At 47.9% G+C, this 24,892-nt stretch carries 25 protein-coding genes; 14 read left to right on the top strand and 11 right to left on the bottom strand.

Going from position 1 to position 24,892, the window contains the following annotated elements; translation table 11 throughout:
- Window positions 1-31: 31 nt before the first annotated feature.
- Window positions 32-274 carry a CopG family transcriptional regulator gene (locus ACMUEV_RS24140; RefSeq protein ID WP_190653609.1) on the bottom strand — a complete coding sequence of 81 codons (243 nt, stop codon included), beginning with the start codon at window positions 272-274 and terminating at the stop codon, window positions 32-34.
- A 94-nt stretch (window positions 275-368) separates the two neighbouring features.
- Between ACMUEV_RS24140 and ACMUEV_RS24135 the strand changes: the two genes are divergently transcribed.
- Window positions 369-4,088 (top strand): CHAT domain-containing protein, encoded by a 3,720-nt coding sequence (locus ACMUEV_RS24135; protein ID WP_415354686.1) that lies wholly within the window; start codon window positions 369-371, stop codon window positions 4,086-4,088.
- Window positions 4,089-4,102: 14 nt separating this feature from the next.
- On the opposite strand, the gene ACMUEV_RS24130 is transcribed toward ACMUEV_RS24135, so the two are convergent.
- The gene (locus tag ACMUEV_RS24130; protein ID WP_190653607.1) at window positions 4,103-5,476 is read right to left on the bottom strand and encodes a cytochrome P450; all 1,374 of its coding nucleotides are present in this window, start codon (window positions 5,474-5,476) and stop codon (window positions 4,103-4,105) included.
- Between the two features lie 169 nt (window positions 5,477-5,645).
- On the opposite strand from ACMUEV_RS24130, the gene recF reads away from it, so the two are divergent.
- Window positions 5,646-6,818 carry a DNA replication/repair protein RecF gene (gene recF, locus ACMUEV_RS24125; RefSeq protein WP_190653606.1) on the top strand — a complete coding sequence of 391 codons (1,173 nt, stop codon included), beginning with the start codon at window positions 5,646-5,648 and terminating at the stop codon, window positions 6,816-6,818.
- 99 nt (window positions 6,819-6,917) lie between these two features.
- Window positions 6,918-7,718 (top strand): glutathione S-transferase family protein, encoded by an 801-nt coding sequence (locus ACMUEV_RS24120; RefSeq protein WP_190653605.1) that lies wholly within the window; start codon window positions 6,918-6,920, stop codon window positions 7,716-7,718.
- A gap of 51 nt (window positions 7,719-7,769) precedes the next feature.
- On the opposite strand, the gene ACMUEV_RS24115 is transcribed toward ACMUEV_RS24120, so the two are convergent.
- Entirely contained in the window at window positions 7,770-9,392 is a 1,623-nt protein-coding gene (locus ACMUEV_RS24115) for an ArnT family glycosyltransferase (protein WP_190653604.1), read from the bottom strand.
- A gap of 113 nt (window positions 9,393-9,505) precedes the next feature.
- Between ACMUEV_RS24115 and ACMUEV_RS24110 the strand changes: the two genes are divergently transcribed.
- Window positions 9,506-11,203, top strand: coding sequence for a helicase HerA domain-containing protein (locus ACMUEV_RS24110; protein WP_017286542.1), 1,698 nt, complete (start codon window positions 9,506-9,508; stop codon window positions 11,201-11,203).
- A gap of 2 nt (window positions 11,204-11,205) precedes the next feature.
- Complete coding sequence (locus ACMUEV_RS24105) at window positions 11,206-11,568, top strand: Lin0512 family protein (RefSeq protein ID WP_190653603.1); 363 nt, start codon at window positions 11,206-11,208, stop codon at window positions 11,566-11,568.
- Here the strand turns inward: ACMUEV_RS24105 and ACMUEV_RS24100 are convergent.
- Window positions 11,565-12,527 carry a glycerol acyltransferase gene (locus ACMUEV_RS24100; RefSeq protein ID WP_190653602.1) on the bottom strand — a complete coding sequence of 321 codons (963 nt, stop codon included), beginning with the start codon at window positions 12,525-12,527 and terminating at the stop codon, window positions 11,565-11,567. The genes ACMUEV_RS24105 and ACMUEV_RS24100 overlap by 4 nt on opposite strands.
- A 172-nt stretch (window positions 12,528-12,699) precedes the next feature.
- Between ACMUEV_RS24100 and ACMUEV_RS24095 the strand changes: the two genes are divergently transcribed.
- Window positions 12,700-12,990: a hypothetical protein gene (locus tag ACMUEV_RS24095; RefSeq protein ID WP_190653601.1), complete on the top strand. Its 291-nt coding sequence runs from the start codon at window positions 12,700-12,702 to the stop codon at window positions 12,988-12,990.
- Window positions 12,991-12,993: 3 nt separating this feature from the next.
- Window positions 12,994-13,398, top strand: coding sequence for a PIN domain-containing protein (locus ACMUEV_RS24090; protein ID WP_190653600.1), 405 nt, complete (start codon window positions 12,994-12,996; stop codon window positions 13,396-13,398).
- A gap of 134 nt (window positions 13,399-13,532) precedes the next feature.
- Here ACMUEV_RS24090 and ACMUEV_RS24085 read toward each other — a convergent pair whose 3' ends face one another.
- The 4 genes from ACMUEV_RS24085 to ACMUEV_RS24070 form a co-directional block, all read right to left on the bottom strand.
- The gene (locus tag ACMUEV_RS24085) at window positions 13,533-13,868 is read right to left on the bottom strand and encodes a XisI protein (protein ID WP_190653599.1); all 336 of its coding nucleotides are present in this window, start codon (window positions 13,866-13,868) and stop codon (window positions 13,533-13,535) included.
- Window positions 13,856-14,209: an element excision factor XisH family protein gene (locus ACMUEV_RS24080; protein ID WP_415354795.1), complete on the bottom strand. Its 354-nt coding sequence runs from the start codon at window positions 14,207-14,209 to the stop codon at window positions 13,856-13,858. Before ACMUEV_RS24080 ends, ACMUEV_RS24085 begins: the two co-directional genes overlap by 13 nt.
- 150 nt (window positions 14,210-14,359) lie before the next feature.
- Window positions 14,360-15,769, bottom strand: a complete 1,410-nt coding sequence (gene glgA / locus ACMUEV_RS24075) for a glycogen synthase GlgA (RefSeq protein ID WP_190653598.1) — start codon at window positions 15,767-15,769, stop codon at window positions 14,360-14,362.
- 43 nt (window positions 15,770-15,812) lie between these two features.
- Complete coding sequence (locus tag ACMUEV_RS24070) at window positions 15,813-17,171, bottom strand: 8-oxoguanine deaminase (protein WP_190653597.1); 1,359 nt, start codon at window positions 17,169-17,171, stop codon at window positions 15,813-15,815.
- Window positions 17,172-17,395: 224 nt separating this feature from the next.
- On the opposite strand from ACMUEV_RS24070, the gene ACMUEV_RS24065 reads away from it, so the two are divergent.
- Entirely contained in the window at window positions 17,396-17,728 is a 333-nt protein-coding gene (locus ACMUEV_RS24065) for a hypothetical protein (RefSeq protein ID WP_190653596.1), read from the top strand.
- Window positions 17,729-17,843: 115 nt separating this feature from the next.
- Here ACMUEV_RS24065 and codA read toward each other — a convergent pair whose 3' ends face one another.
- Window positions 17,844-19,097, bottom strand: coding sequence for a cytosine deaminase (gene codA, locus ACMUEV_RS24060; RefSeq protein WP_190653595.1), 1,254 nt, complete (start codon window positions 19,095-19,097; stop codon window positions 17,844-17,846).
- A gap of 155 nt (window positions 19,098-19,252) precedes the next feature.
- Complete coding sequence (locus ACMUEV_RS24055; RefSeq protein ID WP_017286554.1) at window positions 19,253-19,597, bottom strand: hypothetical protein; 345 nt, start codon at window positions 19,595-19,597, stop codon at window positions 19,253-19,255.
- Between the two features lie 324 nt (window positions 19,598-19,921).
- Here ACMUEV_RS24055 and ACMUEV_RS24050 point away from each other — a divergent pair, with 324 nt between their 5' ends.
- The 5 genes from ACMUEV_RS24050 (at window position 19,922) to nuoK (ending at window position 24,143) form a co-directional block, all read left to right on the top strand.
- Window positions 19,922-21,064, top strand: coding sequence for a citrate synthase (locus ACMUEV_RS24050; protein ID WP_017286555.1), 1,143 nt, complete (start codon window positions 19,922-19,924; stop codon window positions 21,062-21,064).
- 381 nt (window positions 21,065-21,445) lie between these two features.
- On the top strand, window positions 21,446-22,564 hold the full coding sequence (gene nuoH / locus ACMUEV_RS24045; RefSeq protein ID WP_017286556.1) for an NADH-quinone oxidoreductase subunit NuoH: 1,119 nt from the start codon (window positions 21,446-21,448) through the stop codon (window positions 22,562-22,564).
- Window positions 22,565-22,593: 29 nt separating this feature from the next.
- The gene (ndhI, locus tag ACMUEV_RS24040; RefSeq protein ID WP_199329744.1) at window positions 22,594-23,175 is read left to right on the top strand and encodes an NAD(P)H-quinone oxidoreductase subunit I; all 582 of its coding nucleotides are present in this window, start codon (window positions 22,594-22,596) and stop codon (window positions 23,173-23,175) included.
- A gap of 50 nt (window positions 23,176-23,225) precedes the next feature.
- A complete protein-coding gene (locus tag ACMUEV_RS24035) occupies window positions 23,226-23,825 on the top strand; it encodes an NADH-quinone oxidoreductase subunit J (protein WP_190653593.1) in 600 nt (199 codons plus the stop codon).
- A gap of 12 nt (window positions 23,826-23,837) precedes the next feature.
- A complete protein-coding gene (gene nuoK / locus ACMUEV_RS24030) occupies window positions 23,838-24,143 on the top strand; it encodes an NADH-quinone oxidoreductase subunit NuoK (RefSeq protein WP_017286559.1) in 306 nt (101 codons plus the stop codon).
- Window positions 24,144-24,211: 68 nt separating this feature from the next.
- Here the strand turns inward: nuoK and ACMUEV_RS24025 are convergent, their stop codons facing one another.
- The gene (locus ACMUEV_RS24025; RefSeq protein ID WP_277880477.1) at window positions 24,212-24,340 is read right to left on the bottom strand and encodes a hypothetical protein; all 129 of its coding nucleotides are present in this window, start codon (window positions 24,338-24,340) and stop codon (window positions 24,212-24,214) included.
- A gap of 38 nt (window positions 24,341-24,378) precedes the next feature.
- Here ACMUEV_RS24025 and ACMUEV_RS24020 point away from each other — a divergent pair, with 38 nt between their 5' ends.
- Window positions 24,379-24,855: a hypothetical protein gene (locus ACMUEV_RS24020; protein WP_190653592.1), complete on the top strand. Its 477-nt coding sequence runs from the start codon at window positions 24,379-24,381 to the stop codon at window positions 24,853-24,855.
- Window positions 24,856-24,892: the final 37 nt, after the last annotated feature.

Raw genomic sequence — 24,892 nt, 5'->3', positions numbered from 1 at the left:
ACGGGCGAGTGAGCAACGCAGCGCAGGAATCTTATTGAACAGCGAGTTCCCTAATATCGATACCGTCTCCTGCGACGCTATCCCATAGAGTCATTTCAGCTTGGTAGTCGGGATCTTGGGTATCGGTTTGTAAGGCGCGAATAATCTCTTGTTGAGTTGACCAACGGCGGTATTGGGTCAGAAGAGTAGAGAGATATGTGTCACGATCGCCGTTTGCGTGGCGATCGATGAAGTCCAGGAGATCGTCGTCGAGGCGGATGGTGATTTCGCGCATGGTGAGACTGATGTAGCGGATGAGTTCATAATAGGCGATCGGGTTCTAGAAGACGTTTAAGGTTTGAATTAGTAAGTGCGCGAGGATAGGCATTATGGATGAGCAACGGATTCAAGCTTATGTGGAGTTGATCGGGAAATTGCTAGAGTGTCCGGGTGGGCAGGAAGGCGAGATCTTGCAGCAGCATGAGGAGTTAGTCGATCAAGGGTTACTGATGGTGATGGGGGCGATGAGTCAGCACCTTCAGGAAAATGGTCAACCGGATGCGGCAGCATTTCTAGATAATCTTAGAGGGCAGCTTGAGAAAGTGCTAGGTGAGAGTGTGCAGGCTGAAGTGGAGAGTACGTCGGGTCAGGATGCAGCACAGTTTGTTTTAGAAATTTTGCAGTGTGTTGCTGATCATAGTGGAAATCCTCAGCAGGTTTATCCATTCTTTCAAGCGAATCTAGTACGACTCAATGAAGAACTGCTTCAGGTGTTTCCGTTGGTTGTGGCGAGAGTGCTAGAGGGGAAAAGCTCCGAGCAGCAATGGTCGATTTCCGCAGATGCCGTGAATTTTGCGAATTTGATTGCACAGTTCCCATTAGGAAATCGCTGGTTGAATTTAGAACTGTCGATCGCTGCTTACACCTGTGCGGTTCAGATTTTCACTTTTAAGAAGTTCCCGGAGCAATGGGCAACGACGCAGAACAACTTAGCCAATGCCTACAGTGACCGGATTGTGGGAGATCGCGCTGAAAATATCGAACTCGCCATCTTTCACTACCAACAAGCTCTAGAAGTCAGAACGCGCCAAGCCTTCCCGGTAGATTGGGCAGGGACGCAGAACAACTTAGCCAATGCCTACAGTGACCGGATTGTGGGAGATCGCGCTGAAAATATCGAACTCGCCATCTTTCACTACCAACAAGCTCTAGAAGTCAGAACGCGCCAAGCCTTCCCGGTAGATTGGGCAGGGACGCAGAACAACTTAGCCAATGCCTACCGTGACCGGATTGTGGGAGATCGCGCTGAAAATATCGAACTCGCCATCTTTCACTACCAACAAGCTCTAGAAGTCTATACGCGCCAAGCCTTCCCGGAGCAATGGGCAGGGACGCAGAACAACTTAGCCAATGCCTACCGTAACCGGATTGTGGGAGATCGCGCTGAAAATATCGAACTCGCCATCTTTCACTACCAACAAGCTCTAGAAGTCTATACGCGCCAAGCCTTCCCGGTAGATTGGGCGATGACGCAGAACAACTTAGCCAATGCCTACCGTGACCGGATTGTGGGAGATCGCGCTGAAAATATCGAACTCGCCATCTTTCACTACCAACAAGCTCTAGAAGTCAGAACGCGCCAAGCCTTCCCGGTAGATTGGGCAGGGACGCAGAACAACTTAGCCACTGCCTACAGTGACCGGATTGTGGGAGATCGCGCTGAAAATATCGAACTCGCCATCTTTCACTACCAACAAGCTCTAGAAGTCAGAACGCGCCAAGCCTTCCCGGAGCAATGGGCAACGACGCAGAACAACTTAGCCACTGCCTACAGTGACCGGATTGTGGGAGATCGCGCTGAAAATATCGAACTCGCCATCTTTCACTACCAACAAGCTCTAGAAGTCTATACGCGCCAAGCCTTCCCGGTAGATTGGGCGATGACGCAGAACAACTTAGCCAATGCCTACCGTGACCGGATTGTGGGAGATCGCGCTGAAAATATCGAACTCGCCATCTTTCACTACCAACAAGCTCTAGAAGTCAGAACGCGCCAAGCCTTCCCGGTAGATTGGGCGATGACGCAGAACAACTTAGCCACTGCCTACAGTGACCGGATTGTGGGAGATCGCGCTGAAAATATCGAACTCGCCATCTTTCACTACCAACAAGCTCTAGAAGTCAGAACGCGCCAAGCCTTCCCGGAGCAATGGGCAACGACGCAGAACAACTTAGCCACTGCCTACCGTGACCGGATTGTGGGAGATCGCGCTGAAAATATCGAACTCGCCATCTTTCACTACCAACAAGCTCTAGAGATTCGCACGATCTCAGCTTTACCCACCGCCTGCTTCCAAACTAGCCGCAACCTCGGCAACCTCCACTTCACCGCAGGCAACTGGCAACCCGCCGCAGAAGCCTATCGCCTCGCCATCCAAGCCAACGATCGATTAAGAAGCTGGGGCGCACACGAAGACCGCCGCCAAGAAATCCTCGAAGAAGCCGCCAGAGTTTACATGAATCTCGTCCAGGCATACGTCAACCTGAAGCAATACGACAACGCGATCGAAACCGTCGAACGCTCCCGCTCCCGCCGCCTCGCCGAACTCATGGCAAGCAACGACCTCTATCAAAACGGCGAAATCCCCGCCGAACTCCAAACCTACCTACAACAATACGAAACCCTGCAAACCGAAATCGATCAACTCTCCCCTGCCCTCGTCCCCGCCCTAGCCGACACCCGCAACCGTGCCGCGCTCGACTCCCTCACCGAAGAAATCCGATCGCTCGAAACCAAAAAACAAAAAGTCCGCCAACAGATCAGCCGCCTCGATCCCGTTTCTGCCGGACTCTTGCAACTGACTCCCCCTTCGATCGACAGCTTCGCCCCCCTGATCACAAATTCATCGATCGCCCTCCTCAGCTTCTACATCACGAACAACGGCACTTACATTTTTGTCCTGCGCCAAACTGCCAACGGCGAACTAGAAACCACCTGCCACACTCTCCCCGACCAAACCCTAGAAACCCTCAACATCTGGCTTCTCCAAAATTGGCTCATCCCCTACACCCAAAATTACGCAACCTGGTGCAACGCTTTCCCGACTCTCCTCGATGAACTAAGCGATCGCCTCGACCTCAACACCTTAATCAGCCAACACCTACAAAACATCGACGAACTCATCCTCATCCCTCACCTGCTTCTGCACCAAATCCCCTTCGCCGCCCTCAAACTCCCCACAGGCGAACTCCTCAGCGATCGCTTCACCCTCCGCCAAATCCCCAACACCCAAGTCCTAAAATTCTGCGTCGATCGTCCCGCCCTCACCCCCACCGATCACAGCACCGTCGAAAACGCCACCGACGACCTCCCCTGCACCCCCTTTGAAGGACAAGTGATCGCCGACCTGCTGAATATTCAGAGCGATCGCCGACTCCAAGGCAGCCGCCAAGCCCGTGTGCAAAACTATCGCACCCTCATCCAAAACACCCACGGCATCCTCTCCAGCCACCACGCTCAATCCCGCCTAGATGCCCCCCTCGAATCCCATCTCCTCCTCGCCGACGGCAAAATCACCCTCGGTCAACTCCTCTCCCCCGCTTGGCGCTTCCCCAACCTCGCCGATGTCTTCCTCTCCTGCTGCGAAACCGGACTCAGCTACACTGCCAGCATCACCGACGAACCCCTCAACCTCGCTACAGGCTTCCTCTGTGCCGGAGCAAGAAACGTCGTCAGTACCCTTTGGGCAGTCGATGACCTAGCAACCTCGATTTTTACGATTCGCTACTACCACCACCGCCAAACCCACAATCGCCCGATCGCCCTCTACCACACCCAACAAGACCTACGCAACCTCACCGGAGCCGACCTCAAACGCGACTACTACGATCAACTAAACTCCGTCCTCGATCGCCAATACAATCAAGCTGCCGCAGAACGCGATCGCCTAAAATCCAACCCTTCCCTCAAAGAAGACCACAAACACTGGAGCGCGATCGCCACCAAAATCGACAGCACCCAACGCCGCCTCAAACAGCTATGCAAAAAAGACCATCCCTTTGCCCATCCCGTCTACTGGGCAGGCTTCATCTCCCAAGGCATGTCCTAATCGCCCCTTCTCATTTAAGACACGATCGCTTCACTCGATCGAGCCGTTCTCTGGCTCAAAATCTGAATTTTGACTCTTCCCGACGGGCCAAGCGTCACCCCTCGACGACGCGGAACTTCAGGACGACTATCAGCTAGCTCAAGCTGATATCGAGACAAAATCGTTGCTAGAACAAGCTTCATTTCAGCCACAGCAAGTGCTTCCCCAATACATCGTCGCGCCCCACCCCCAAACGGCATGAACTCAAACGGAGAAAACTGCCGTTCTAAAAACCGCTCCGGTCGAAACTCGTACGAATTGGGATACAGATCTTCCCGGTGATGCAGTAAATAAATACAGCCCACCACCGACACCCCTGGCTCAAGTGGATATCCCAACAGTTCTACAGGTTCGTTGACAATTCTAGTAAACGTCAGCATCGCAACAGGGTAGAGCCGGAGCGTTTCATTGCAAACTGCACTCAGGTAAGGCAACCGAACCATCGACATCGGATCAGGATTCGCACCGAGCGCATCTAGTTCTTGTAACAGTTTCTCGCGCACTTCCGGTTGACGATGAATCCAGTACAGTGCCCATGCCATAGCCGTTGCAGTCGTTTCATGTCCTGCAAATAGCAAAGTCATCAGTTCATCTCGGAGTTCTGAATCACTCAGCGGCTGACCATCTTCATCTCGCGTTTCCATCAGTAAGGAGAGAATATCGACTCGATCGCGAAGATCTTGCTGACGGCGATCGGCAATTTCGGCATAAAGCAATTTATCAATGTTCGATCTAGCGCGCAAAAATCTTCCCCAAGGCATCCAAGTTCCCAAATCTTGCTGCATCCAGGGGAAAAACAGAAAACTCGCACCTAACGGATTGCGAAACAGTTCGCACATTTGCGTAATCGACGCTCTCAGTTGCTCAAACCGTTCGCCCTCGCAGACTCCAAACACCGCTTCTAAAATCACTTGTAGTGAGATTTCTTGCATCATCGATCGCGCATTAAACGGTTGGGCGATCGCGCGTTGACTCACCACTCTCTCAGTTAACTGGCAAATCAAATTCCCATACGCCCGCATCCGTTCCCCATGAAAAGGAGGCATCAAGAGTTGCCGACGGCGCTTATGACGATCACCCTCCAGCATAATCACCGACGCATCACCAATCAGTGGCGAGAGAATGTGATTGACTCTACCTGGAGCAATAAACCGTTTACGATCGCTGGTGAGAATCTCTTGAATCGCCTGCGGATGATTGATAAAAACTAAATGCTTCCCGCCCAAAATTGGTGCTGAGAAAATATCAGGGTATTGTTGAGCCGACTTTTCCATGTAACCGACTGGATCAGCAACCCAATGCAAGGTCTGAAGTAATGACGGCGCACGTAGCACATTTGGTAGATTCATCAGTCCCTCGACCATTCAGAATTTGATGGGAACGGTCTATATGGTAACTGGAGGAGCGTTCAACCTTCAAATCTTCGATTGATCTTTCGATTTGGCGATCGCTGCTCAAATCCAGAACGGCAGTTTCTTCATCTTTGGTACACTTGGTAAGACTTTGCCCAAGCCAATCATGTACCTGCGCTCTCTGCATCTTCGTCACTTTCGGAATTACCTCGATCAGCAGGTTGATTTCACTTCATCCAAAACGATTTTGCTGGGAAACAATGCACAGGGGAAATCGAACGTTCTTGAAGCGGTTGAATTGTTGTCGTCATTGAAATCGCATCGGACTTCTCGCGATCGCGATTTGATCTACGACGGTGAAACGCTTTCTCAAATTACCGGACACCTGAAACGCGAAACGGGAGAAACCGAACTGACGATTACGTTACGAGAAAACGGGCGGCGCACCGTGTCACAAAACGGTATGTCTTTGCGCCGACAGCTTGATTTTCTTGGCACGTTGAATATGGTGCAATTCTCTAGTCTCGATCTCGATCTGGTGCGAGGTGGACCCGATCAGCGCAGACATTGGATTGATGGGCTACTCGTTCAGCTTGAACCTGTTTATGCCTATGTGCTTCAGCAATACACTCAGGTTCTAAGGCAGCGCAATGCTTTGTTAAGAGCGCGCTTGCGAGAAGAAAGTGAAGGCAGATCGATCGAAGCTCCAGATTTAGCTCTGTGGGATGCTCAACTCGCGATCGCAGGTTCGCGCGTGATTCGCCGCCGAGCTAGAGTACTCGATCGCTTAGTGCCGTTTGCCGAGGAATGGCATCAAGCGATTAGTGGCAGTACTGAAAAACTAGAAATTCGCTACGCCCCGAATGTCCAAGCAGAGCAAGATACGCCAGAAGCCTTGCAGCAGGCATTTTTAGAGAAAATTCAGGCGAGAGCGATCGCAGAACAACATCAAGGCACAACTTTAGTCGGCGCACATCGCGATGAGATTGAATTTATGATCAATCAAACCCCTGCTCGTCAGTACGGTTCACAAGGGCAACAGAGAACATTAGTTTTAGCATTGAAGTTAGCAGAACTGAAACTGATCGAAGATGTAATCGGTGAGCCACCGTTGTTACTGTTAGATGATGTATTAGCAGAATTGGATCTAAATCGACAAAATCAATTACTCGATGCGATTCAGGATCGGTTCCAGACTTTGATCACGACGACTCACTTAGGATCATTTGATGCCCAGTGGATTGATTCGGCTCAAATTTTGGAAGTGAAAGCAGGACATCTGTTTGAGCAGAGTATGCGGCGCGAGCAGTCGGAGTTTTTGCAAAATTCTGATTTCTAAATTTGAGTTTCGTCGGAAATCTCTCCATAGGATCGGATGCGTTTCTGGGAATTTGGTTCTAAGGTAGAGATTGGCAAGATCGGCTTTAGGAGCTTTTTTATGCTTGAGTTATATCAATTTGAGATGTCGCATTATGCGGAAAAGGTGCGGCTGATTCTCGATTACAAAGGACTTCCCTATCGTAAAGTTGAGGTCACACCGGGAATTGGGCAGATTGAACTCTTTCAAATGTCAGGACAGAGAAAGGTTCCAGTGCTGAAAGATGGGAGCGAAATTATTGCTGATTCGACTGCGATCGCGGAATATCTCGATCGAAAATATCCCGAAAATCCAATTATCCCATCTGATCCAAAGCAAAAAGGTCTATGTCTGCTGATCGAACAGTGGGCAGATGAGTCGTTAGGGTTGAATGCCCGGAAAGGATTAATCGGATCGCTTTCGCAAAATCAAAGTTTTCGCACAGCCGTACTACCTACTTCGACTCCAGATATTTTGAAGAATTTGGTCGGAGCAATTCCGGGTGATTTTCTTGGGATTTTAGGCGTGGGAGTCGGCATGGGTCCAGACACAGTGAAAGAAGCAACCGATGCACTGAAACGCAGTTTGACGGCTCTTTCGTTTATGTTGACTGAGCAACCCTACTTGGTCGGTGATTCGCCGACGCTGGCAGATTTTGCGGTGGCTGGATTGTCGATGTATGTCAAGTTTCCAACAGGCGCATATTTAGATATTCCTGAATCGCTCAAAGGCAAGGGTGTCGCTGGTATTGCAGATGTGAGCATCTTCGACCCGTTCTTTAACTGGCGAGATAAGCTCTATGCTGATTTTCGCAAGGCTTCGACGACAAGCAGTTACACACCTCCAAGCGGATCAGCACCAACTTCGATCAATATTGAATAGTCTGGGCAAGCTTCCTGAATGTCCCTTTTTAGGGGCTTTATAATTTCACGACTACCGAGTTTTACAAATCCAAGCATCGTAGAACTCGGTAGATTCTTGTCGATCGTAAGTCTCAGCAAAGATTTTTCTAAAGCGATCGCTAAATAGTTTCTGAAGCGGCGGATAGTAACTATAAACCTGAAACGGCAGATTCTCTTTTGGAATTAGCCAGATCTGAGTTTGGCAAGTTTTCAAAGCCTGCAATGTTTTTTCGGGAGTGTTATTCAACCCAGACGCTTGCATTTCCATCAAAGAAGCAGAATCTAGTAGATAAGGATTGCCAGCAAAAACGAGCGGTGGACGATAGCTCGAAAGCTGGTAGCTCACAGCCCCATATCCCATACCGATTGTACGATTTGGATGCGCTGCAATAAAGCGATCGAGATCAGCGATCGCTCGGTGTCCAGGAGCCGTATTCATACGCTCAACAAACTTCACTTCGGTTGAATATACAGCTAAGCTACTCGCAGCAATAAACGCGATCGCGGCACTGATTCCAAGCACAGAAATCAGTTTAGGTCGTGATGCCCTCAGTCGAAATAGATCAATGGCTAAGTAAATCAAAAGCGGTACAAATGGCAGCATATTGTTCTCTAATGCGCCACGAGTTGAGCTAATTACAGCATTGAGCACAATTCCAGCTAGTAAAGTTAAACCGTATAACCAACGCTTTGAGAACCATCTTCGATTGCAGTTCAACAAAAGCGCGATCATGCTAGGAATCGCCATAAATGCTGTCCAGAGGAGATTCTTGGGAATCTGTTCGAATTTAATTCCTTTGAGCCGCACCTGTTGTAACCACTTCCAATAGTTCGTGAGCGAGATTTGAGGTAGAAGATACGGTAAAGCTGAAATGAAAATCGAGCTAGCTGCTGAGATCAGTACTGATACGATTCCAAATCGCTCAAGTAATAAAACATAGATGGGAATGAAATGCAGAAAAGCAGTAACTTTGAGATTCGTACTAACTCCTAGCGCGATCGCACTACCAAAAATCGCGATCGCTTTTCCACCTCGCACAACTAAAAATAGTCCCAACACTGAGAAAAACAGCAGCAAAGAATCAGGGCGAACCCAAAATGAAGACGTAAGCAATCCTGAAGCGGAAGTTTGATTGAGAAAGCAAAGACTCGCGATCGCAGTTCCAACGATCGCAAACCACCGGCTTAATTGATGTCTGATTAATAAAAAAATCAACGTTAAACTCGATAGTCCTGCCACACTTCCTGCAAGTTTTGACGAGAAAATACTCGGCTGGAAAACACTGAGGAAAGCAGCTTGGATAATATAAGAAAAAGCACCATAGTTATTGATATATCTCCCGGCTGCATCCAACGTTGGATAAAGGGGTTCTCCTCGTCGCAATAGCCAAGACACAACTGCGACATTTGCTTCAGCCGGATCAGCGTAATCTGCCCAAGTTGGATAGAGAATCACCAGCCCAATATAGTTGAGCAGAATGACGATCGCCAAAATCAGCGCTAGCCATCGAGCGATGCGACTGAAATATCGAGACACAATCCATGATGGAATCAAACCCACGAAAAATAGAATCCAAAACAGTTGAAAGATCAGTTCTATTTCTAATCTTTTGCGATTCGCAATTGCATCGATAACCGTCTCTAAAACTTGCATTCGACACGAGGACTACAGCGATTAAATCGTATTACAAATTACTTAAGATTTGACAACTTTAGTACGCATGTCTCAAGCTGAACTAAGATAGAACAATTGCTTTATCGTAGCGTATGGATTTAGAGAAACCATTAGGGTCAGTCATTCAAGGATCTCTGAGTCAAGGACTAGAGGTTCGGCTCCATCCCGATGTCTCGGTTGAAGAAATGCGGGTTGGCAAGTTCCTCGTCGTTCAGGGAACGCGATCGCGCTTTTTTTGCATGTTGACTGACGTTTCTCTAGGCACCTCTAGTCAGCGAATTATTGCCAATCCGCCAGAACCGACAAATTTATTTCTGCAAGAAGTGCTAGCTGGCAGCGGAACCTATGGCACGATCGAGCTTTCTCCGATGTTGATGTTTACGCCAACCGAGAAGCCTGTCGCAAAGAAAAAATCTTCTAAATTAGCCTCGTATGAAGCAAGTTCGAGTGAAGCGATCGAACTCTTACCCGTAAAAACGATTCCTAGTCACTTTAGCCAGGTTTTTGATGCGAGTGAACGAGATTTTCGAGCAGTCTTTGGTTGGGAAGATGATCCCCATCGGCGCAATTTCGCGATCGGAGAACCGATTGATATGGAGGTTCCGATTTGTTTAGATCTCGATCGCTTTGTCGAACGCAGTAACGGCGTATTCGGAAAATCAGGAACCGGAAAATCATTCCTGACGCGATTGCTGCTTGCGGGAATTGTCCGAAAGCAAGCGGCGGTAAATTTAATCTTCGATATGCACTCAGAGTACGGCTGGGAGGCAACAAGAGAAGGCAAGCAATTTAGTACCGTGAAAGGCTTGCGGCAGCTCTTTCCAGGGCAAGTGCAAATCTTTACGCTCGATCCTGATTCGACAAAGCGAAGAGGCGTTCGAGATGCTCAAGAACTCTACGTCAGCTATGACCAAATTGATGTTGAAGATTTGATGCTCGTTCGAGGCGAGTTAAACCTCTCTGAAGCTGCACTCGAAAACGCAATCATTCTCAGAAATGAGTTTGGTAAAGCTTGGATCAATCGACTCTTAACCATGAGCAATGGCGAGATTCAGGAATTCTGCGAAACCAAGATGGGAAGTAAATCTTCGATTATGGCATTGCAGCGAAAACTCAATCGTCTGGATGAATTAAAGTACATTCGCAATAGTTGCCCACATAATTATGTCGGTCAAATTCTTGAATGTATTGATGCAGGAAAGCATGTGGTGGTTGAGTTTGGTTCTCAATCGAATTTACTCTCTTACATGCTGGCAACTAACATCATTGCCAGACGAATTCACCACGCCTATGTTCGAAAAGCTGAGCAATTTCTCCAAACCAAAGACATTAACGATCGACCTCAGCAGCTTGTGATTACGATCGAAGAAGCACACCGATTCCTCGATCCTGCAACCGTCGGACAAACGATTTTTGGCACGATCGCCCGTGAGATGCGAAAGTACTTTGTCACGTTGCTAGTGGTCGATCAGCGTCCATCTGGGATTGATAATGAAGTCATGTCGCAAATTGGAACCCGGATCACGGCCTTGCTGAATGATGACAAAGATATTGAGGCAATTTTTACAGGCGTTTCTGGAGGGCAAAGTCTGCGATCGGTACTTGCCAAACTGGATTCCAAACAGCAAGCTTTAATTCTAGGTCACGCAGTTCCGATGCCTGTTGTTGTCCGAACTCGTCCTTATGATGAAAACTTCTACCGTGAGATTGGCGATACGGCTTGGGAGGAAATGCCCGATGTAGAAGTCTTTCGAGCGGCAGAAGCAGCAAAAGCAGATTTAGGATTTTAGCGATGACACGGAAACGATTTGTAATTGAAATGGGAATGGGAATCGATCAGCACGGGCAAGATCCAACTGTTGCAGCTTCTAGAGCCGTAAGAAATGCGATCTCTCATAACGCTCTCCCCGGAATCTGGGAAGTCGCGGGACTCAGTCATCCCAACGAAATGATCATCGAAGTCCAAATCGCAGTTCCTTATCCCGAACAAGTCCGCGAAGCCGAGGTTCTAGAAGTTCTCCCATTCGGGCAAAAAACTTTGAAAGTCGAATCCGGTGGAATGGTTGTGCAAGGCAGAGCGATCGAAGAATTCAATGACAAGAATGACGATATGTACATCGCTGTTGCCTCAGTCACGGTATGGGTTGACATCTAGCTGCGAGTCACAAGCTGATTAATTTCTTCCTGTAATTGCGATCGCATCTGCTCTGCCCGCTGCACCAACTCAGCTCGACTCAGGTCAGTTTCGGGTAATTGTCGCGATCGCACATAGTACTTTAATCGCGATCTCATTGCCCAAACCCCCATTGATGGAAACAATACAAAGACCAACACTAAGGGTGATACAGGTAACATCGGCATCTTGAACCATTTTGCCAATACCTGAGAATTCAATGCCCAAGGATGGAGAGATTCATTGCCAATACAAACGGTCGATACAATCGGCACCTGATACTGTGAACTCAAGCGTAAAAAGCTCGGATCATATTTTGCCAACTGATATCGATGCCGCCAACCTTTCACCAATCCTCGCCAGCTTTCAGGTGCATAAAGTAATACTTTTTTCTCTGCGATCGCTGCTTCAAAGCTGTCTTTTTCTGCCCGTACCCCACCCAAAGCCTGTGCCCATCCAGGCGGCAACCACCACACCAACCAAGGATGATCAAAAAAGATCGGATGAGCTAAGAGTTGCACAAACCAACCTGTTTTTCGTCCTAACAATACCCCTAGACAGACAAAATCCCACGGAAAGCACATTCCCGCATGGTTGAGAGTGACGATCGCGGGTGGTTCTGTCGGTAAATTCTCCGCATCATGCAGTTCGGCTCGAAAATAGCGAGTCACGATCGGGAAAAGAATCTCTTCTCGAAACGCATTTTGATAAACCGGATCAGGCTCTGTGACAGTCGGTTTCGGCGCACGAAATCCCAATCGCATCCAGCGCAGCAGCAAAGCCAGATAAAACCCACCCGGAATCAGAAACAGCCCGAATTCCAGCCAATTCCAACCCTCCGGATCCGGATGATAATGCTGCCAATGACGATTAAACAGAATCAACCATCCAGGCGGATACCAAAAACAAAACCAGTCAAACCGGGAAAACTGGAAAGACATAGCGCAACAGGAAAAGGGGCTAGGCTATTTTATCGATCGTATCTCTAGCGATCTTCATTCGTCAGAAGCATTTTGTCGGTCTAGCTTGAGCATTATTTTGAACGATTTGTTTAGATTGAGCGCTGAATCCAGGAGTTATAATTACTCTAACCTCCATGTTTATCAAGTAACCGTGAGCCAGCAATTAACGCTACAACTGAGTGATGAGATCTATGCAGACCTTCAACAGAAAGCCAATGCTGCTGGATTGCCCATGACAGAGTGGATTATTACGGTTTTAAACCAACAAAATCGATCTCTCCAGGCGGATTCACCCTTAACAGCGCAGCAAGAAGAAGCTCGGCAAAGGTTTAGGAATCATGCCGGATCGATTCGCCTTGGACATCCCACAGGATCAGACAATGAAAGCATTGATGCTGATCTTGCCAGAGCTTATGCCGATGAGTATCAGAGGCAGGATTGATTTGTGCTGTTAGATACGTCAGGACTACTTTGCTACCTTCATCAAGATGAACCTCAACATCCGGAGGCAGTGCGATTTCTCAATAGTTCAAGTCAGAGGCTGCTTACTCATAGCTATGTCTTAGCGGAGTTGATTGCTTTAGCCTTAGTCCGTCGTTTTCCTCGTTCTGCAGGGTTAACTTACGCGACCGATTTACTTGACAGTCCAGATATTGAAGTGATTTGGGTCGATGAACAACTGCACCGAGAAGCGATGCCGCTTTTAGCCGATCGAGCGGATAAAACTTATTCGTTGTGTGATGCAGTGAGCTTTGTTTTGATGCGACAGCGTGGAATAACAGACGCATTAACGACCGATCGACATTTTGAGCAAGAAGGATTTGTCCGTTTACTCCAATCTCGTCCTTAAACTCCTCATACCGATACGAGTACGAGAAGAAAACCCCAATCGGATGATCCACCATAGCACTTGCTTGACAAGTTACACATGAGTTTAACGAGCAGAAAACCGACTTGGGAAACACGATCGAGCTAAATTATCAATTAGGCGATCGCATATCCCGTATAAGGACGCACATCTTCAGGATGAAACGCCAATACAATATCCTGCTTCGGAATCCCAGCCTCAAGTAATTCACGCGTCACGCCATCTTCTGTCTCGTCTCGCTGCACCCATACCTTCCCATCAATCAAATCCAGATGCACCAAGCACCCATGCACGCGCGTCTTCCGATCCCAGCCCAAAGTCATTAAAAGATAGCTATCTCGCTGCTGATCGAAAATCGGCTTACAAATCAAATCCCCGTGTGAATAAGGAATCTGAGTATAAGGCATCAAAACAGACTGAATAATTTGACGGTACTGGTCTAGTTTTTCCATTGCAGAATCACCTCTTCCTCTGCGTCAAACACAACAAGCTTTAAACCTTCATCTTCGATCAAAAGTTGTCCAATTGGTTCTTCAAATAGCGAAACATACGTCACATTTCGCACAGCCAAATACAGCGTATAGTCTGGATTCGTTCGACGCAGGACAGAACGATAAATCGCAAACTGCCCGATCGCATCTCGAAACGCTTGCATTTCCGAATCGCTAATAAAGCTTTTCACCTCAACTGCGATCTTCTGTTCTGCTCGTTCTGCCACTAACAAGCGTTTGGCTCCCAGATCCACATACATATCCTTGCGTCCCCAACGCAAATGAAACGGGTCATGGGTAATATTCTACCCTTCTTTAATCAGTGCCCGTTTCACTGCATCATGATAGAGGTCAAGCGCTGGCATAGGAAATCTGTTCGCGAAACTTGTTTTCATTGTCGCAGCGATCGCTCATTCCAAGCTCAAGATTGTTATCTGGCTAAAACCAACCAATCAAGCTTCTACAGCAACCGTCAAATCTTCTTCTTCTGGCATCCCCAACACTCGTCGATATAATCGATCGTATTCCACCGCCGATTTCTTCCAATCAAAGTTCTGCTGCATTCCTCGTTGCTGAAGTTCTTTCCACAGTCCTTTAAAGCGGAATGCTTCATTTGCCCGCACCATTGAGGTAAAGAGATCCAATGGCTCATAGCGATCGAAACAATATCCGGTTCCCGCCTGTTTCTCCGGATCATGATGCGAAACAGTATCGACTAAGCCACCCGTGCGTCTCACAATCGGCACACAGCCATATCGCATCGACAGCATTTGACTAATCCCACAAGGCTCAAATCTTGAAGGCATCAAGAACGCATCTGCACCCGCATAAATTCGACGAGCTAACGCATCGTTATAGAGCAAATACACAGACATCCGCCCCCCATAGCGAGAAGACAGTTGCCACATCTGCGTTTCGTAATAGCGATCGCCAGTGCCTAGCAAAATAAATTGAGCATCGGTATAAGCCAAATAGCGATCGAGAATTTGAATCACCAAATCTAAGCCTTTCTGCTCAACCAATCGTGAAACCATACCAATGAGAAAGGCTTTGGAATTCACTTCCAGGCCAACTTCTTCTTGGAGAGCAATTTTGTTTTTAATGCGATCGTCGATGGTATCGATCGAGAACGTCTTCGTCAGCGCTTTATCCGTCTCTGGATTGTAAGCCTCGGTATCAATTCCATTCACAATTCCACTCAGCCGACCGCTGATAAACGAGAGCAATCCCTCTAATTCCTCCCCATACGTCGGCGTTTTAATCTGCTCGGCATACGTCGGTGAAACGGTTGTCACCCAATTCGCGTACTGCACAGCCGCCGCCATCGTGTTATGTCCCTGCATGTACCAAGGACACCAAGTAATTTTTTCTAACTTCCAGCGCCACGGCCCTTGATACGCCAAATTATGAATCGTAAAAATCGTCGCAATATCAGGATCTTGATGCATCCACACCGGAATCATTCCCGTATGCCAATCATGGCAATGCATCACCTGCGGCTTCCAATAGTTCCAAGCAAACTCAGCCGCGCCATTTGCAAAAAATGTATACCGCCACTCTTCATCCTCACCACCGTAAATCCGACGCGGATCAAAAGCAGGATGCCCGAATAAATACAGCGGCACATCGGTTCCCGGCAAAACCGTCTCATAGACCGCAAAGTCGTTAAACATTGCATAGCCTTTCCAAACCGGCTCGGCTGGAATTTCGATTTTGTCGTTGAGAAATCCGAAATATGGGAGAAAGATTCGGACATCATGCCCCATCGCTTTCAGGACTTTCGGCAATGCACCTACGACATCCCCCATCCCGCCTACTTTTGCGATCGGTGCTGCTTCCGCTGCCACAAACAAGATCCGCATCTGGCTCCCCTCTTTAATTTTCGCTCTGTCATCATACCGAGTTTTACTGCACCAATTTCAGCGAAAGAGTATTGTGTTTCTCGACCAACGTCTCAAGCTCGATCGTGGTCAATCGCCCCTGATCGACAACTTTTCGCCCATTGATAACACTGTAATCAACCTGATTCACCTGACAGAAAATCATTGCCGCGATCGGATCATGCAGTGCCCCTGCAAACTCGACTCGATCGAGATTCACTGCAATAAAATCCGCCGACATTCCGGGCGCTAAATAGCCAATATCATCCCGTCCCAACACTTTCGCTCCGCCTAGTGTCGCTAATTCTAAAGCTTCTCTCGCACTCATGGCAGCAGCATCCAATTCTCGCACTCGCGCCATCAGAAAAGCTGTGCGCGCCTCATTCAACAAGTTTGAAGTATCATTCGAGGCTGATCCATCAACTCCTAATCCCACAGGAACCCGATGCTGGAGCATTTTCCGAATCGGAGCCATTCCACTGGCAAGCCGCATATTACTACAAGGACAATGTGCAATCCCAGTTCCAGTCTTACCAAAGCTGAGAATTGCGCGATCGTCTAGCTGGACACAATGCGCGTGCCACACATCATTGCCTAACCAACCGACGGATTCTGCATAGTCGCCTGGAGTCATTCCGAAGGTAGCTAAACTGTATTCGACATCTGAGCGATTTTCAGCTAAGTGAGTATGCAATCGAACGCCAGAATACGATCGAGCAAGTGCCGCTGACTCTCGCATCAAATCCTGAGTGACTGAGAACGGCGAACAAGGAGCCAGCGTAATTCTCAGCATCGCATGTCGATCGTTGTCATGATATTGCTCGATCAATCGCTGACTATCTTTGAGAATATCCGGCTCTTTCTCAACAACAGAATCAGGTGGCAGTCCACCCTGACTTTCCCCTACACTCATGCTGCCGCGACTGGCATGGAATCGTAATCCAATCTCTTGAACTGCCCGAATTTCATCATCTAAAGTACTGCCATTCGGATAGATATATAGATGATCGCTGGCTGTCGTACAGCCGGATAGAATCAATTCTGCTGCTGCCAGTTGAGCACTGATATAAATCGCTTCTGAAGTCAGATTTGACCAAATCGGATAAAGCGCTTGCAGCCAATTGAATAAATCACAATTCTGTGCGGCTGGAATCACGCGCGTTAACGTTTGGAAGAAATGATGATGCGTGTTGACTAAACCAGGAAGGACAACATAGCGATCGCGCAAATCTAGCACTTCATCTGCGGTCTGGGGCAACTCAGCAGTTGTCCCAACTTGCTCAATCACATTGTCTCGAATATAGAGTGCCGCATGGCGGATTTCTCGGCGATCAGCATCCATTGTGGCAAGGGTATGAATATTCTTAACCAGTAAAGTAGGCATAGCGTTCAGCGTGAAGACTAAGCTTTGATTTAGCGCATTCTTGAACAAGCTAGAGTGCTGAACCTAACATTTCCTAAAAATAGACCTTCACTGATCTCCTTAACTTTCCTCAATTTTTAGGCATCGACTCAATCGAAAAAACCGAATACCTTATGAGTATCAACAGCCCAGAAGCCAAGCAAAACAAGACTTTCAGGCGATATCACTCAAAAGGAAATTTCATCATGAAACGCCAATTCCTCGCATTGCTCGCTCTATCCTCGATCGTGACTGGAAGCGCCACGATGTTACCTACTGCTCCTGCAAAAGCTTCGACCGTTTGCCAGATGAATGGACTGAAATTTAGCTACAACAGAGCGGACTTTCAAGCTTGGGAAAATCCATTTGCCTGCGACCACCTAATCGGTACGATGTCGCAATCAGCAGCAAATAAGTATTGCAAAGCACTGTTCGCTCCAAAAGCGGTCGAACTCTTCTTCAAGGGAAGAATCCCTCGCAATCCTCATGTTTGGGGACATCTTGATAGCCACACCTGTGTCTATAACAGCAAAAAGTAAGGGTAGAGATTCCTTGTTTGATCCTGTGTGTTTGATTCCTGAATCGGAAAGCAGTTTTGCATACAATTTCCGATTCAGTTTTTCTACTCTAATTTTCTACACTAATAAGGCAGCTCTAATTCCCGCGCCATTTGGGTTTCGGAGGCTCTGTCTGTGCCAAAAGTTTGCCTTGCGAAATCACATATTGCACTGTGGCACGGCGGCGAATTGCATCATATCGATCGATCGCATCTAAGACAATCAAATTTGCAGGTTTACCTACCTCAACTCCATACTGGTCTAGATTCAGCGTCTTAGCTCCGCCCCAAGTCACCATGTCGAAACACGCATTCATTTCATCCTGACCCGTCATCTGGCAGATATGAATCGCCATTGCAGCCACATCAAGCATGTTGCCTGTCCCCAGCGAATACCACGGGTCTTGAACGCAGTCATGTCCTAAACTGACATTCATACCCTGCTGCCAAAGCTCCTTCACCCGTGTTACCCCACGCCGTTTCGGATAAGTATCTGTCCGACCTTGCAGCGTAATATTAATCAACGGATTTGCAACGAAATTCAACTGAGTGCGTTTGAGAAAACCCAGTAACTTAAACGCATACGCATTGTTATACGACCCAAAAGCAGTCGTATGGCTTGCTGTCACTCTTGACCCCATTTCAGTCCGAATCGCACAAGCTGCGACGACTTCTAAAAATCGCGACTGATCATCATCAATCTCATCGCAATGAATATCAATCAAGCGATCGTACTGTTCTGCCAGTTCAAAAATCCGATGTACCGATCGCACCCCATCTTCGCGAGTCAGTTCATAGTGCGGGATTCCTCCGACCACATCTGCCCCCAGCACCATTGCTTCTTCCATCAAGGCATCATTCTTTGCCCCGCCATAGATGCCATCTTGGGGAAACGCAACGACTTGCAAGGTGATCCAATCTTTGACAGCTTCGCGGACTTCGAGCAAAGCGTTTAGCGCCGTTAAACTTGCTTCACTCACATCCGCGTGGCTTCGCACGAAAAGAACCCCCTGCATCGCTTGTTGCTTCAGAGTCTCGATCGCTCTCGCTTTTACATCATCGAGCGAAAGATTTTGCTTCCGCTCTCTCCAAATTTCGATGCCCTCAAACAGAGTTCCACTCTGGTTCCAGCGAGGCTCACCTGCGGTAAGGGCAGAGTCTAAATGAATATGCGATTCGACAAACGGAGGACTAACTAGATGCCCTTGGATTTCTAGTTCCACCTCCGCTGTTGCGTCTAAGTGAGGGGCAATCTCAACAATCTCACCCGCATGAATCGCAACATCCACCAACTCAGAAACATGATGCGATCGAAGTAACTGACATTGACGAAGCAGAAGGTCGTAAGACATAGCACCGCAGGAAATCTGATCTGCTCAACTCTAGCGGATCTAGAGACTTGCGAACGGTGTTGCACATTTCAAAATTGTTAGCAGATTTCGGATCTTTGATTCTGCGTTCCCAAGCGGATGATGCTAACAATCGGAAAAGCTAACCCGTGGAAAATCTAACACGCTTGATCCATCAAAGGTTCAATCCAAGGTTGAAATTGATCTCGTCGGAAGATTTGGGCACGTCGATGAGAATCAAATCGAACCAGACTTGGAAGTCCATATTGTCGAATGCAATCTTTTATCCAGGAAGCAACACCAAGGTTCGCTTCAGCAGACATTTCAGCCTGAAAGAATCCGTACATTAACACCAGTTGACTGTGAGAAAAGAGCGGGGCATCTTGCTCAATGAGGCGAGTCAACATGGTCTTCGGAGCGTCTTCACGGAATCGAGAATTGTTAGAGCGATGTTCTTTATGATGAGCCGTTTCACGTTGTTTACGAGCATGGTTATGAGGCATAAAACTCCTTACGATCGAATATAAAAAATCGCCAATCGACTCCCTCCAGTCAGAAACCAGTTTGGGAAGAGAGTCAGTTGGCAAGGTGGTAGATGCAATTTCGTCAAGATGTAAAGCTTTCTAACTCGATAGTATTAGCTTTTATAAAAAACCGCAATTGTTTACAGATTCATATCTCAAATTTGTAATCTTTAACACCAAACTGTGCTATTTCAGTAGGTGAGGAAAACTGTTAAAAAATTCTGAACAGGTTTGTTCTGGACAAAGCTTGCCAGGAGATCTGGTAAGTTAACTTGTGAGTCTTACATTAGCCATACCGTAAACATGACTGTCGAATTTAGGGCAGGTCTAGAGGGCATTCCTGCAACTCAGTCCAGCATTAGCTTTGTGGATGGGCAGAAAGGAATTCTGGAGTATCGCGGCATTCCGATTCAGGATCTCGCGATGCAAGAGCAGAATACCTTTTTAGAAACTGCGTATCTTCTGATTTGGAACGAATTGCCAAACCGTGACACTTTGGCAGAGTTTGAGCATGAAATTCAGTTTCATCGTCGCTTAAAGTACAGAATTCGCGACATGATGAAGTGTTTTCCGGAGTCGGGGCATCCCATGGATGCTCTGCAAGCCTGTGCTGCGGCGTTGGGTTTGTTCTACTCGAAACGGGCGCTCGATGATCCGACCTACATCCGAGAAGCTGTCGTGCGAATCCTGGCAAAGATTCCAACGATGGTCGCAGCATTTCAACTGATGCGGAAAGGAAATGACCCCGTTCAGCCTCGAGATGATTTGGGGTATGCTGCAAACTTTCTTTACATGTTGAATGAGCAGGAGCCAGATCCCTTCGCCGCTCGAATTTTCGATATCAGCTTGACTTTGCATGCTGAACACACGATCAACGCATCCACCTTTTCAGCGATGGTGACCGCTTCGACGCTCACTGATCCTTACGCAGTGATTGCTTCAGCCGTGGGAACGCTGGCAGGCCCACTACATGGAGGAGCCAGCGAGGAAGTCATTTTGATGCTGGAAGAAATTGGATCAGTTGAGAATGTCCGCCCATTCTTACAAGATCGGTTGGAGCGCAAAGATCGGATCATGGGATTTGGGCACCGGGTTTACAAGGTGAAAGATCCAAGAGCGATCATTCTGCAACAGCTGGCTGAACAGCTATTCGACAAATTTGGGCAAGACAAGTATTACGATATCGCAGTTGAATTGGAGAAAGCGGTCGAGGAAAAACTGGGGCATAAAGGGATTTACCCGAATGTCGATTTTTACTCGGGACTGGTGTATCGCAAGTTGGGCATTCCCACCGATCTGTTTACGCCTGTGTTTGCAATTTCCCGCGCTGCAGGCTGGTTAGCGCATTGGAAAGAGCAGCTTGCAGAAAACCGGATCTTCCGTCCGACGCAGATTTACACGGGGCTACATGGGCAGCCTTACACCACGATCGAGAAACGAGGATAAAGATTGCGTAATTTCGATGATGGGTTAGACCCCTCTTGCAGATTCCCCAATCCCTTGCAACTATAACAACGTGACGATTTTCAGGAACTCCAGCCCTCAGGAATCTTGCTTCTGGGGGTTTCTTTTATTTTTACAAATTCTGACTAGGGATAATTTCCTAGACAATATAGAGTATTAGCAGGCCTTATCGGCTGAACCATTCAATTTACTCAATCCGCTGCATCAGATACTTTGATGGCTCAAATCGGCAGAAATTCAGTAGTTCGATACGTTTCGCACCCAGTCCGACCGCTATACTGAAAGACGTTGAGAGCATCGATAAATCTTCATGTCGAGAAGATCTACTCCTCTCAACGCTGCCTTCTTACTGCGTTGGGAACCATGAACCCAGGAATTGACCTTCAAGGAACCTTTATTGAAACTGTGCAGAGCCTTGGCATCCCCGCCGGGGCAGCAAAAGCCCTCTGGATGCCATTGCCGATGCTGATCATGCTGGTTGCAGCGACGGTCAGCGTTCTGGTTGTGGTGTGGCTAGAACGGAAAATCTCAGCCGCCGCGCAACAGCGGATTGGTCCTGAATTCATCGGACCGCTCGGCGTTCTCGCCCCGCTTGCGGATGGCTTAAAACTCGTATTGAAAGAAGATGTGGTTCCGGCGAAAGCAGATAAGCTGCTCTTTACCCTAGGTCCCGCGATCGTGGTTATTCCCGTCTTTTTGTCCTACTTGATTCTGCCGTTTGGACAAAACCTTCAAATCACCGATGTCGGGCTGGGAATTTTCCTCTGGATTGCCTTATCGAGCGTTGTGCCGATCGGGCTTTTGATGTCGGGCTATGCCTCGAATAACAAATACTCGCTGCTGGGTGGATTGCGGGCTGCGGCTCAGTCGATTAGCTATGAACTGCCGCTGGCACTATCAGTTTTAGCCGTTGTCATGATGTCGAACTCGCTGAGTACGGTTGATATCGTCAATCAGCAAGCGGGCTACGGAATTCTGGGCTGGAATATTTGGCGGCAACCGGTTGGATTTATTATTTTCTGGATTGCGGCTCTGGCAGAATGTGAGCGGATTCCCTTTGACTTACCAGAAGCGGAAGAAGAACTCGTTGCAGGGTATCAGACTGAATATTCAGGCATGAAGTTTGCCCTGTTCTATCTGGGGTCTTATGTGAACTTGACACTCTCAGCCTTGCTGTTTGCTGTCCTTTACCTGGGTGGTTGGGAATTCCCAATTTCGCTAAGTGTCATCTCCGGACTGATTGGCGTGCCCGAATCGACTCCTTGGTTGCAGTTGATTTTCGCCACGATCGGCATTGGAATGACGCTCTTGAAGGCTTATTTCTTGATCTTCCTGGCGATTTTGATGCGTTGGACTGTGCCCCGTGTGCGGATTGACCAACTGCTCGACCTCGGCTGGAAGTTTCTACTTCCCGTCTCGCTTGTCAACTTGCTGATCACCGCAGGTTTGAAACTGGCATTCCCGGTCGCGTTTGGCGGCTAATCCTCTCGAACTGGAGAACACCCATCATGATGAAATTTCTCAAACAAGTCGGTGATTACACGAAAGAGGCGATCCAAGCAGGCAAGTATATCGGTCAAGGCTTGTCTGTGACCTTTGACCACATGCGCCGTCGCCCTATCACCGTTCAGTATCCTTACGAAAAGCTGATTCTTTCTGAGCGCTTCCGGGGACGGATTCACTTTGAATTTGACAAGTGTATTGCTTGCGAAGTCTGTGTGCGGGTTTGCCCGATCAACTTGCCGGTTGTAGATTGGGAATTCAACAAAGAAACCAAGAAAAAGAAACTCAATCATTACAGTATTGATTTCGGCGTTTGTATTTTCTGTGGAAACTGCGTGGAATATTGCCCCACGAATTGTTTATCCATGACAGAAGAATATGAGCTGTCTACCTACGATCGACATGAGCTGAACTACGACAGTGTTGCATTGGGTCGCCTGCCGTACAAAGTGACGAATGATCCGATGGTGACCCCGTTGCGTGAGTTTGCATACTTACCTAAGGGTGTGACCGATCCGCATGATCTACCTGCTGGTTCGCGTCGGGCTGGCTTGCGTCCTGAAGAGATTGTTGAACAATCACAGCAATAGATGTTCGTTGGGGCGTGACTGCCCCGCCTTGGTATTTAGGGAGAGAGACCGTGAATTTAGCGGAAGGTGTTCAAATTGTATCGTTCGCGATCCTAGCAGCCATGATGATTGGCACTGCGATCGGGGTCGTTTTACTGGAAAATGTTGTTTATTCTGCCTTTCTTTTAGGCGGCGTTTTTATTAGCATTGCAGGACTGTATTTGCTGCTGAATGCAGACTTCGTAGCGGCGGCGCAAGTTTTGATTTACGTCGGGGCGGTCAACGTCTTGATTTTGTTCGCGATTATGTTGGTGAACAAGCGCGAGGCATTTCAACCGATTGCAAAGTCTTGGATTCGTCGGGCGGCAACTGCACTCGTCTGTGCTGGAATCTTTGCGCTGCTGAGCGCAATGGTGTTGACGACTCCTTGGGCGATTTCAACAGCGGTTCCGGTCGAGAGTTCGATTATTACGATCGGGCTGCATTTCTTTACCGATTTCCTCTTGCCGTTTGAGTTGGCATCGATTTTGTTGCTGATGGCATTAGTTGGCGCGATCGTGCTGGCGCGTCGTGAGTTTCTGCCGGATGAGGAGGATGCGGATACCGCTTTAACTTTGCCAGAGCGTCCGCGAGAGTTGGTTCCCGCTGGACAGAACAACCCTGAAAACTAAGGACTTTGAACGATGCAACTTCAATATTTCTTACTCATTGCAGCCGCGTTGTTCTGCATTGGCGTATATGGTCTGGTGACGAGCCGAAATGCGGTTCGAGTCCTGATGTCGATCGAGTTGATGCTGAACGCTGTGAATTTGAATTTGATGGCGTTTTCTAACTATCTTGATCCGCAAGAGATCAAAGGTCAGATGTTTACGATTTTCGTGATTACGATCGCGGCTGCAGAAGCGGCAGTTGGGTTAGCGATCGTGCTAGCGATTTATCGGAACCGCGATACGGTCGATATGGAACAATTCAATTTACTCAAGTGGTAAATTGTTCTCCAACTTTTCTGAAGAGAGGTGTAGTGAGTCTGCACCTCTTTTTTGTTTGAGGATAGCAATTAATCTTGCTGTTGCTGAGATTGAAGGATTTGAATTTCAGCGATCGTCAAGCCAGTCACTTCAGCAATGAGTTCCATATCGAGATTTCTACGAAGCATATTCAGAGCGAAGGATTTTGGGCGTTGCATATATTTTTCTGTAGCAACCTGGTCTCCTGGATTGCCCTATGAGACGATATTTTAGGCTGAAAACCTTGGATGGATTTATGAGTGAGTGGGCTGAAACTGTTCGAGAAATTTGGACAAATAAGGTTGCAAATGACTATCAAGCGCAGGCAGATGGCGCACAGTCTTTTCAGGCGAACCCTTCGATCACTTTGAATTTGACCGATGAAGAAGAACGATCGATGGTTCCTAAACCTGTTCTCAATGCTTATGATTACTACGTCGAAGAAGTCGAAGCCGCAGATTGGGGATCGGTCACAGCCACGATCGAGAAACTTCAAAATCAAGAAGTGTTTGCAGTCACCGTCAGCACCGATGGCAGCGATGGATGGGTAGAACTGTTCGATCAAAAAGGCGAAAAACTCGGGGCAGCGAGAACCCTAGAAGCCTGGACAGCTTGGGGAGAAACCAACGAAATTCGCGCTTATACGCAAGATTCAGAGCTTCCCCACGAATTGAAAGCGAAACAGAGGTCTTAAATTTTCGATACCCTGAGAGAAGGCGAATGGTTCAATT

The organism is Leptolyngbya sp. FACHB-1624 (assembly GCF_047649235.1).
Classification (GTDB): Bacteria; Cyanobacteriota; Cyanobacteriia; order Leptolyngbyales; family Leptolyngbyaceae; genus Leptolyngbya; species Leptolyngbya boryana.
The sequence above is the reverse complement of the archived record's forward strand: the minus strand, read 5'-3'. Positions and strand labels throughout refer to the sequence as shown.

Coding starts and splice junctions, on each gene's coding strand:
- ACMUEV_RS24140 (WP_190653609.1), bottom strand. CDS start 274: ATGCGCGAAATCACCATCCGCCTCGACGACGATCTCCTGGACTTCATC.
- ACMUEV_RS24135 (WP_415354686.1), top strand. CDS start 369: ATGGATGAGCAACGGATTCAAGCTTATGTGGAGTTGATCGGGAAATTG.
- ACMUEV_RS24130 (WP_190653607.1), bottom strand. CDS start 5,476: ATGAATCTACCAAATGTGCTACGTGCGCCGTCATTACTTCAGACCTTG.
- recF (WP_190653606.1), top strand. CDS start 5,646: ATGTACCTGCGCTCTCTGCATCTTCGTCACTTTCGGAATTACCTCGAT.
- ACMUEV_RS24120 (WP_190653605.1), top strand. CDS start 6,918: ATGCTTGAGTTATATCAATTTGAGATGTCGCATTATGCGGAAAAGGTG.
- ACMUEV_RS24115 (WP_190653604.1), bottom strand. CDS start 9,392: ATGCAAGTTTTAGAGACGGTTATCGATGCAATTGCGAATCGCAAAAGA.
- ACMUEV_RS24110 (WP_017286542.1), top strand. CDS start 9,506: ATGGATTTAGAGAAACCATTAGGGTCAGTCATTCAAGGATCTCTGAGT.
- ACMUEV_RS24105 (WP_190653603.1), top strand. CDS start 11,206: ATGACACGGAAACGATTTGTAATTGAAATGGGAATGGGAATCGATCAG.
- ACMUEV_RS24100 (WP_190653602.1), bottom strand. CDS start 12,527: ATGTCTTTCCAGTTTTCCCGGTTTGACTGGTTTTGTTTTTGGTATCCG.
- ACMUEV_RS24085 (WP_190653599.1), bottom strand. CDS start 13,868: ATGGAAAAACTAGACCAGTACCGTCAAATTATTCAGTCTGTTTTGATG.
- glgA (WP_190653598.1), bottom strand. CDS start 15,769: ATGCGGATCTTGTTTGTGGCAGCGGAAGCAGCACCGATCGCAAAAGTA.
- ACMUEV_RS24070 (WP_190653597.1), bottom strand. CDS start 17,171: ATGCCTACTTTACTGGTTAAGAATATTCATACCCTTGCCACAATGGAT.
- ACMUEV_RS24065 (WP_190653596.1), top strand. CDS start 17,396: ATGAAACGCCAATTCCTCGCATTGCTCGCTCTATCCTCGATCGTGACT.
- codA (WP_190653595.1), bottom strand. CDS start 19,097: ATGTCTTACGACCTTCTGCTTCGTCAATGTCAGTTACTTCGATCGCAT.
- ACMUEV_RS24055 (WP_017286554.1), bottom strand. CDS start 19,597: ATGCCTCATAACCATGCTCGTAAACAACGTGAAACGGCTCATCATAAA.
- ACMUEV_RS24050 (WP_017286555.1), top strand. CDS start 19,922: ATGACTGTCGAATTTAGGGCAGGTCTAGAGGGCATTCCTGCAACTCAG.
- nuoH (WP_017286556.1), top strand. CDS start 21,446: ATGAACCCAGGAATTGACCTTCAAGGAACCTTTATTGAAACTGTGCAG.
- ndhI (WP_199329744.1), top strand. CDS start 22,594: ATGAAATTTCTCAAACAAGTCGGTGATTACACGAAAGAGGCGATCCAA.
- nuoK (WP_017286559.1), top strand. CDS start 23,838: ATGCAACTTCAATATTTCTTACTCATTGCAGCCGCGTTGTTCTGCATT.
- ACMUEV_RS24025 (WP_277880477.1), bottom strand. CDS start 24,340: ATGCAACGCCCAAAATCCTTCGCTCTGAATATGCTTCGTAGAAATCTC.
- ACMUEV_RS24020 (WP_190653592.1), top strand. CDS start 24,379: ATGAGACGATATTTTAGGCTGAAAACCTTGGATGGATTTATGAGTGAG.